Here is an 8,882-nt window from a genome sequence, read left to right on the forward strand (position 1 = left end):
TTCATCAAATAACTGTACTGACAGTTTTGCTCCCGTGCAACCCAATGGATGTCCTAATGCAATGGCGCCACCATTGACGTTAATGATATCAGGATTTATTCCTAATTCTCTTGTAACGGCTAAAGCTTGAGATGCAAAAGCTTCGTTTAGTTCAATTAAGTTAATATCGTTCAAAGTTAAGCCCGCCTGTTTTAAGGCTTTCGGAATAGCCTTTACCGGACCAATTCCCATGATTCGTGGTTCAACACCGGCAGCAGCATAGCTTACCATTCGGGCGATAGGAGTAAGGTTTAATTCATTTACCATTTGCTCGCTCATAATTAAAACAAAAGCTGCTCCATCACTCATTTGAGAAGCATTACCGGCAGTTACAGAACCATCTGCTGCAAAAACAGGTTTTAACTTTCCTAAAGCGGCTGCATTGGTGTCTGCTCTTGGACCTTCGTCTTTGTTTACCGTATACGATTTTGTTTCTTTTTTACCGTTTTCATTAATAAAGGTTTGCTCAATAATTATAGGTACAATTTGTTTGTCAAACTTTCCGTCAGCTTGTGCCTGCAAGGCCTTTCTATGCGAATTGAATGCAAATTCATCTTGGTCTTCTCGTGATACATTGAATTGTTTGGCAACCGCTTCAGCAGTTAATCCCATTCCCCAGTAGTAGTCTTCGTTTCCTTCTTTTGCCACGGCATAATCTGGAGTAGGTTTATAACCTCCCATCGGAATAAAGCTCATACTTTCAGCTCCTCCGGCGATGATACAATCAGCCATACCACTTTGTATTTTAGCCGTTGCCATAGCAATGGTTTCTAATCCGGAAGCGCAATACCTATTGACTGTTACACCAGGTACATCCGTTACTTTTAATCCCATAAGCGATATCAAACGGGCGACGTTTAATCCTTGTTCGGCTTCAGGCATAGCATTTCCAACCATCACGTCATCGATACGGGTTTTGTCAAACTCAGGTAGCTCGTTCATCATGTATTGAATTGTTTCTGCTGCTAATTCATCGGGACGTTTGAATCTAAATACACCTTTTGGTGCTTTTCCAACCGCAGTTCTGTATGCTTTTACTATATAGGCTGTTTTCATTTTTGAAAGTATTAAGATTGGAGTATTAAGTATTAAGACTTACCAATCGTTTTATTTATTAGTTTAATGTTTTTTGAAATGAGAAATTCATATTTGAAACTTCTACTAACCGATTGATTATTGGTTGAATTGTTTCTTCTTTTATAAGATTCAATCTTTTAGCAAGTATTAATTGTGTTATTAATTCAAATGTTGATCCATTAGCTATTCCTAAAAATTGAATAAATTCTTTGTTATGATTTCTTCCAGAACCTTCAGCTATGTTTGAGGGAATAGACACAGCACATTTTTTTATTTGATGAATTAAATTGTATTTTTCATCATTTGGTAACAGCAGTGAAATTTCATAAACTTCAACGGCTACATCCATTGCCTTTTGCCAGATCTTTAATTTTTCGAAATTGTGCATATCACTTGTCTTGATACTTAATACTAATTCCTTAACGGTTTTCCTTTGGTTAACATGTACTGAATTCTTTCTAGAGTTTTTCTCTCTGTACACAAGCTTAAAAATGCTTCTCTTTCAATATCTAATAAATATTGTTCGCTTACTAAAGTAGGTTCAGATAAATCGCCACCGGCCATTACATAAGCCAGTTTATTAGCAATTTTTTGATCGTGTTCTGAGATATATTTTCCAGCAACCATTTGGTCAGTTCCAACTAAGAACATTCCTAAGGCTTGTTTACCCAATACTTTTACATCTGTTCTGCGGATAGGTTGTGTATAACCTTGCTCTGCCATTTGCAGTGCAACTTGTTTTGCAACGGCAATTTGTCGGTCTTTGTTGACTACAACAATATCTTTTCCTTTTTGTAACACACCTGTATCAAATGCTTCATAGGCCGATGTAGAAACTTTTGCCATAGCTACTGCTAAGAAATATTCTTGAAGTACATTTAATTCGACATCGTTTTTATGAAATAAGTCTGATGCTCTTAGTGCCATTTCTTTAGAACCGCCACCGCCAGGAATTACCCCAACACCAAATTCTACCAAGCCAATATAACTTTCAGCAGCTGCAACCACCCTGTCGGCATGCATTGTCATTTCGCAACCGCCACCTAATGTCATTCCGTGGGGAGCAACAATAACAGGAATAGAAGAGTATCGACAACGCATCATCGTATCTTGAAAATATTTAATAGCCATGTTTAGCTCTTCGTATTCTTGTTCTACTGCCATCATAAAAATCATTCCAATATTGGCACCAACAGTAAAATTGGTTGCTTGATTTCCAATAACCAATCCGTTGTATTGTGTTTCGGCCAGGTCAATGGCTTTGTTAATTCCTGCCAAAACATCACCACCAATAGTATTCATTTTTGACTGAAATTCAAGGTTTAAGATACCATCACCTAAATCATGAATTACAGCACCGCTATTGCTCCATACTTTTTTACTATCTCGAATATTGTTAAGGATTATGAAACTGTCTTGTCCTGGAACTTTAGTTTGCGATTTTGTTGATATATTATAATAATAGGTTGAGCCATCTTTTACAGTATAGAAACTAGTACTGCTTGAAGTAAGCATTTCAGTAACCCAAGCTGCAGGTTTATATCCTTCGGATTGCATCAATTCAATACCTTTTTCAACACCAATGGCATCCCATATTTCGAATGGTCCGTTTTCCCAACCGAAACCGGCTTTCATAGCATCGTCAATTTTGTAGAATTCGTCTGAGATTTCAGGAACACGGTTAGAGCAATAGGCAAACATAGCCGAGAAATTCTTTCTGTAGAAATCACCCGCTTTGTCTTTTCCTTTAACCAAGACTTTGAATCGGTCGATAGGTTTATCAATTGTTTTGGTCAATTCTAAAGTAACAAAAGACGCTTTTTTGGCGGGACGATATTCTAAAGTATCTAGGTCTAAGGAAAGTATATCTTTGTCAATTTTTTTGTAGAAACCTTGCCCCGTTTTGCTACCTAACCATTTGTTTTCCATCATTTTGTTTATGAAATCAGGAAGTTTGAACAGTTCGTGAGCTTCGTCATTTGGGCAACCTTCATATAAACCGTTTGCCACATGTACTAATGTGTCTAAACCAACCACATCAACAGTTCTGAAAGTAGCCGATTTTGGTCGACCAATAACTGGTCCGGTAAGTTTATCTACTTCTTCAATGGTTAGGCCCATATCTTTTACTAAATGGAATAAACTTTGAATGCCGAAGATTCCGATTCGATTACCAATAAATGCTGGAGTATCTTTTGCTACGACCGAAGTTTTGCCCAAATATTTAGAACCATAATCAAAAAGAAAATCTAAAACTTCAGTTGAAGTTTGTGGACCCGGAATGATTTCGAATAACTTTAAATAACGGGCAGGATTGAAGAAGTGAGTTCCGCAAAAATGTTTTTGAAAATCATCACTTCTGCCTTCGCTCATAAACTTAATTGGAATACCAGAGGTGTTTGAAGATACTAATGTTCCTGGTTTTCTGAATTTGTCTATTTGTTCAAAAACTAATTTCTTGATATCTAAACGTTCCACTACTACTTCAATAATCCAATCATAGTTGGTAATTTTGGCCATATCATCTGTAGTGTTGCCTGTTGTAATTCTACTAGCAAATTTCTGACTGTAAATTGGAGATGGATTTGACTTCAATGCATTGGCTAAGTGTTCATTTACAATGCGGTTGCGAACCAACTTATTTTCTAAAGTCATTCCTTTTTTTTCTTCAGTCTCAGTAAGTGTATTTGGGACAATATCCAAAAGCAATACTTCAAGACCAATGTTAGCAAAATGACAAGCAATTCCAGAACCCATAATTCCAGATCCTACCACTGCCACTTTTTTAATTGTTCGTTTCATCTTTTATTTTTTTAGAGATTAGAAAATAGACTTTTCTCTTTTTAATTTAACATCTATCTTCTTTATTCTGTAATCTTTGTTCTTATTTTTAAAAAATCTTCTTCTCGGAAATCAATTCATTAATAATATCTGCCACTTCTATGAAGTTTTGTAATTTTTCTTCTGAGATGTTTTTACGAATGGTTTCATTGAATTGCAAAACAGTTTCTTTAGATTGTGCTCTCATTTGTTTTCCAAAATCAGTTAAATATATCAAAACACCTCTTCCGTCTTTTGGATTTTTCTTTCTAATAATTAATCCTTTTTCCTCTAAAGTTTTTAGAGTTCTTGTTAAACTTGTAGCTTCCATTCCCATTCTAGAACTTATTGCTGTTGACGGAGTACCATCTTCTTTTTCTATGCTTAATAGTGCAAAACCAATAGCCATAGAACCTTCAAACTTCGAGGCTTCTTCGTTGTACATTCTGGAAACGGCTTGCCAAGTTGCACGAAGAATATAATCTATAGTTTTATCTTTCATTTATTATTTTAACAAATTCAAAGATACAAAAGATGTATTATGCACGCATAGTAAATGTAGATTTTAACATTAAAAAAGCAAGGAAGATTAATCCATAGTATTTAATTAAAACATAAAACCTCTTAAAAAAATTAAGAGGCTTTAATCTGATTGATATTAGTCTACTTTATGATTTTTTAAAATTTCCATTGTCAACATCTTTCAAAAAGGAAATTACACCCGGGAAATAATGTTCCTGATCATCATATTGAGAGCAGTGACTTCCGTTCGGACAATATAAAAAACGTCCGTTTTGAACTTCTTTAGATATCCATTCCATGTGTTTTGGATCCATAGTGTCATATTTTGCGACAATGACTAGGGTTGGAATCGTTAGTGTTTTTAGTTTTGAAGTTACATCCCAATCTCTTAAAGTGGCATTACCAGTAATTCCAAATTCACTAGGTCCTTGCATAAAGACATATATATTTGGATTTAAATGCTTGAAAGCTCTATTTATAGATTCTGGCCATTTGTCAATTGGCATTCTCAATATATGTTCTGAGTAATAATACTTGAACAACAATTCGGTGTATTTTGGATTGGTATAATCTTTCTTTGCTTCAAAATCTTTGATTTGTGCAAATACTTTCGGATCTAATTGTGGTCCTAAAACTTCTTCAGCATATTTGTTATAAGCAGGAGCACTTGCCATCATATTGGCAATAATTAATCCTTTTAGGTTTCTTTGGTATTTGAGGGCATATTCCATTGCCAGAATTCCACCCCAGGATTGTCCCATCAAATAGAAATTAGTGTTGTCAAGTTTCAATGCTTTCCGCACTTGTTCCACTTCGTCTACAAAACGATCAATCGTCCATAAGTTATTGTCATTTGGTTGGTCGCTGTAGTAGGAACCTAACTGGTCGTAATAGATATACTCAATACTTTCATTTGGAAAATAACCATCAAAACATTCAAAAAATTCATGAGTTCCTCCCGGGCCGCCATGTAGTAAAAGCACTTTTATCTTTGGATTGTTCCCAACACGTTTTGTCCAAACATTGAACTTGCCAATCGGAGTTGATATTGGAATCATTTTGATTCCGCCCGTGGCTTGGTCGTCTCTTTTGGAAAAATCGAGATAGTCATTTTTTGGAGTGTCTACTGTTTTATATTCTTTGCAACCCGAAAATAAAAGCAGAGTTATCAACACGATTAGAATTTGTTTTATTTTCATAATGATAAAGTTTTTAAGGTTGGCTAATCGTTAAATAAGGTTAGTTAAAAGAACACTTTGTCTAATCAAAAACAACTAGTTTGTAATTTCGAGCGCAAGGAGAAATCCCGCTAATATTGATGAGATTTCTCCCGTATGTCAAAATGACAAGTTTTAAGAGTTGTATATTTTTTTATATAAGTCTTTATATTTCTCCATTACAATTTTACGCTTAAGTTTCATAGTAGGAGTGAGGTGTCCAGCATCAATTGACCAAACATCGGGAGTAAGTTCAAAGCGTTTTATTTGTTCCCAACTACCAAATTTTTTGTTTAATTCATTGACCTCTTCTTGAATACGTTCAATTAATTTAGGGTTTGAAATTATTTCTTCAATTGTGTTTCCTATTGGAATTTCATGAATTTTCCCCCATTCTTTTACAAATGTAAAGTTAGGTTGTATAAAAGCTGCTGGCATTTTTTGACCATCTCCAATTACCATAATTTGTTCAACGAAACGAGATTGTTTCATAGCATTTTCCAATAATTGTGGTGAAACATATTTTCCACCCGATGTTTTAAACATTTCTTTCTTGCGATCAGTAATTTTCAAGAAACCTTCGCTATCAATTTCTCCTATATCACCTGTGTGAAAATAGCCATCAGACATTACTTCTTTAGTTTGAACTTCATCTTTATAATACCCCAACATTATGTTTGGACCTTTACATAAAATTTCTCCATCTTCGGCTATTTTTACTTCTACTTTATCAATGACTTTCCCAACAGTTCCTATTTTGAAACCATTGTTACGCATATCATTTATAGCAACTAGTGGAGAAGTTTCTGTTAATCCATAGCCTTCCATTATTGTGATTTCAGCAGCAGCAAAAATTCTAGCTAGTCGGGGTTGAAGTGCCGCACTTCCACAAGCAATAAGTTGTAAATTACCACCTACCGCTTCTTTCCATTTACTAAAGATAAGTTTTCTTGCAATTTTTAATTGAAATTTATACCACCAACCATTTGCATCATATGGTTCAAATTGAACCCCTAAATTGATTGCCCAAAAGAAAAGCATCTTTTTTATTCCTTTAAGCTCTAATCCTTTTGAGTATATTTTGTCGTATATTTTTTCAAGAACTCTGGGAACTCCTGTTATTAAATGAGGTTTTACTTCTTTTATATTTTCACCAATTTTATCTAGAGATTCTCCAAAATAGATTGATATGCTATAATATTGACATAAATATAAATAAAACCGTTCCAAGATATGACAAACAGGTAAATAGCTCATGGTTCTATAATTGCCTTCTGTGTAAGGAATTCTCATTGCTCCAGCAAAAACATTGGATACAATATTATCATGAGAAAGCATAACACCTTTAGGTTTTCCGGTTGTTCCAGAGGTATAAATTATAGTTGCTAAATCATTAGGTTTAATATTATTCTTTCTGACTTCGACTACATCTTGATTACTTTCATCATTTCCAAGTTCAAAAAGTTCCTTCCAGTTTTTACAACCTTCAATTTCATTAAAAGAATATATTTCTTTTAGTAATGGGATATTATTTTTTACTGCTTTTATCTTTTCATAAATCATTTCATCAGAAACAAAACAATAAATTGACTCTGAATGATTTAAAATATATTCATAATCTTCAGCAGCAATAGTTGGATAAATAGGTACATTTTGAGCACCAACTTGCAATATTCCAATGTCTATAATATTCCATTCTGTCCTATTTGAAGTTGAGATTATGGCTATCTTATCATTTTCAAGAACTCCTAATCGAAGTAAAGCTCTTGATACAGCATTCGCTTTGTCAATATATTCTTCTGTAGAAGTTTTTACCCATTTACCCTCATATTTGGTAACAAGACAATCTGATAGGTTATTTTTTTCAAGCTGATAGTATGGAAAGTCAAAAAGTCTTGATATTGGAGTCATTAGAATGATAATTTTATTGCAAATTAATTAATATTAGTTTCCTAAACAATATTAATTTAAAATATGCAGCATTTAAGACCGAAATATGTAGTTTTGTTATCTTTAATTTTACCGTGATTATGAAAAAATTTCCCCGTTTTGAAGAGTATAAAATACTAGCCATTAGGATTCTACTGGTTTATATTTTTTACTCCATAGCTAGAGTTTTATTCTACTTTTACAATAGTTCTTTAATAAAAGTAGACGGCTTAATTGATTTTATAAAGTTATGTTACCATGGTTTGGTTTTTGACACTACAACCATCTTGTATATAAATAGTTTATTCATTTTAATATCTATTTTTCCAGCGGTTATTAATACAAAAAAAAGTTATCAAAAAGTATTGTTTTATATTTACATTATTACCAACTTAATTGCATATTCTACTAATTTTATTGATTTTATTTATTACAGATATACATTTAGTAGAAGTACAAGATCTTCACTCGATACGCTTGAAAATGAGAGTAATAAAACGCTTTTGTTTTTTGATTTTTTACTCAATTATTGGCATGTTTTTTTATTGTTCTTTGCCTTGTCCTTTATTTGGATTTTGCTTTATAAGAAGGTAAAAATTTCACATAAAGCTGAAAAAATAAGTATAAAATATTTTTTAGTTTCTATTGTTAGCTTTCTCGCAATTACGACACTTTGCATAGGTGGAATTAGAGGTGATTTTAAGAAAAGTACCAGGCCTATAAATATTTTAGATGGAAGTCGTTATGTTAAAAATTCTGGTCAAGCCGATATAGTTTTGAACACTCCATTTGCGATTATAAGAACATGGAATACCAATACGTTTAAGAAAGTAAATCTCGTTTCAAAAGCGCAGGTTGATAGTTTATTGGTTCCTATAAAACAGTACAAAAATAATCCTCCATCCAAGCCTAATGTTGTGATTTTTATTCTTGAAAGTTTTGCACGTGAATACAATGGTGCTTTTAACAAAGGTACTAAAATTAAGGGTTATCAAGGCTATACACCATTTGTAGATTCATTGGCCCAGCATAGTCTCATTTTTACGAATGCTTATGCAAATGGTTGGAAATCGATTCATGGAATGTCATCGGTAATTGCCGGAATTCCGTCGTTTCAGAATGCGTTTACTTCATCTCCCTATCCGAAGCAAAAAATTGAATCTTTGGTTTCTACTTTAGAAAGTCAAGGATATGACACTTCTTTTTTTCATGGAGCACCTAATGGATCTATGGGATTTTTAGGTTTTGGAAATATATTGGGCTACGACCATTATTATG

General features: G+C 33.5%; 7 protein-coding genes. 1 reads left to right on the forward strand and 6 read right to left on the reverse strand.

What is annotated here, in order from left to right; all coding sequences use genetic code 11:
- The 6 genes from ACOYLP_RS09150 to ACOYLP_RS09175 all read right to left on the reverse strand — a co-directional run.
- Positions 1-1,095: acetyl-CoA C-acyltransferase (locus ACOYLP_RS09150; protein WP_422855870.1), on the reverse strand; the 1,095-nt coding region annotated here is incomplete at its 3' end.
- Positions 1,096-1,153: 58 nt separating this feature from the next.
- Positions 1,154-1,504, reverse strand: coding sequence for a four helix bundle protein (locus ACOYLP_RS09155; RefSeq protein WP_422855871.1), 351 nt, complete (start codon positions 1,502-1,504; stop codon positions 1,154-1,156).
- 23 nt (positions 1,505-1,527) lie between these two features.
- Positions 1,528-3,918: a 3-hydroxyacyl-CoA dehydrogenase NAD-binding domain-containing protein gene (locus ACOYLP_RS09160; RefSeq protein WP_422855872.1), complete on the reverse strand. Its 2,391-nt coding sequence runs from the start codon at positions 3,916-3,918 to the stop codon at positions 1,528-1,530.
- An 88-nt stretch (positions 3,919-4,006) separates the two neighbouring features.
- The gene (locus ACOYLP_RS09165; RefSeq protein ID WP_422855873.1) at positions 4,007-4,438 is read right to left on the reverse strand and encodes a MarR family winged helix-turn-helix transcriptional regulator; all 432 of its coding nucleotides are present in this window, start codon (positions 4,436-4,438) and stop codon (positions 4,007-4,009) included.
- A 166-nt stretch (positions 4,439-4,604) separates the two neighbouring features.
- Positions 4,605-5,657 carry a proline iminopeptidase-family hydrolase gene (locus tag ACOYLP_RS09170; RefSeq protein ID WP_422855874.1) on the reverse strand — a complete coding sequence of 351 codons (1,053 nt, stop codon included), beginning with the start codon at positions 5,655-5,657 and terminating at the stop codon, positions 4,605-4,607.
- Positions 5,658-5,810: 153 nt separating this feature from the next.
- Positions 5,811-7,586 (reverse strand): AMP-dependent synthetase/ligase, encoded by a 1,776-nt coding sequence (locus tag ACOYLP_RS09175; protein ID WP_422855875.1) that lies wholly within the window; start codon positions 7,584-7,586, stop codon positions 5,811-5,813.
- Positions 7,587-7,705: 119 nt separating this feature from the next.
- On the opposite strand from ACOYLP_RS09175, the gene ACOYLP_RS09180 reads away from it, so the two are divergent.
- Positions 7,706-8,882 (forward strand): LTA synthase family protein (locus tag ACOYLP_RS09180; protein WP_422855876.1); only part of this gene is annotated, 1,177 nt, incomplete at its 3' end.

Origin of the sequence: Flavobacterium sp. (assembly GCF_049318325.1) — a bacterium.
GTDB lineage: Bacteria > Bacteroidota > Bacteroidia > Flavobacteriales > Flavobacteriaceae > Flavobacterium.

Bases quoted from the DNA above. Each gene is read 5' to 3' on its own strand.
- ACOYLP_RS09155 (WP_422855871.1), bottom strand. From the start codon at position 1,504: ATGCACAATTTCGAAAAATTAAAGATCTGGCAAAAGGCAATGGATGTA.
- ACOYLP_RS09160 (WP_422855872.1), bottom strand. From the start codon at position 3,918: ATGAAACGAACAATTAAAAAAGTGGCAGTGGTAGGATCTGGAATTATG.
- ACOYLP_RS09165 (WP_422855873.1), bottom strand. From the start codon at position 4,438: ATGAAAGATAAAACTATAGATTATATTCTTCGTGCAACTTGGCAAGCC.
- ACOYLP_RS09170 (WP_422855874.1), bottom strand. From the start codon at position 5,657: ATGAAAATAAAACAAATTCTAATCGTGTTGATAACTCTGCTTTTATTT.
- ACOYLP_RS09175 (WP_422855875.1), bottom strand. From the start codon at position 7,586: ATGACTCCAATATCAAGACTTTTTGACTTTCCATACTATCAGCTTGAA.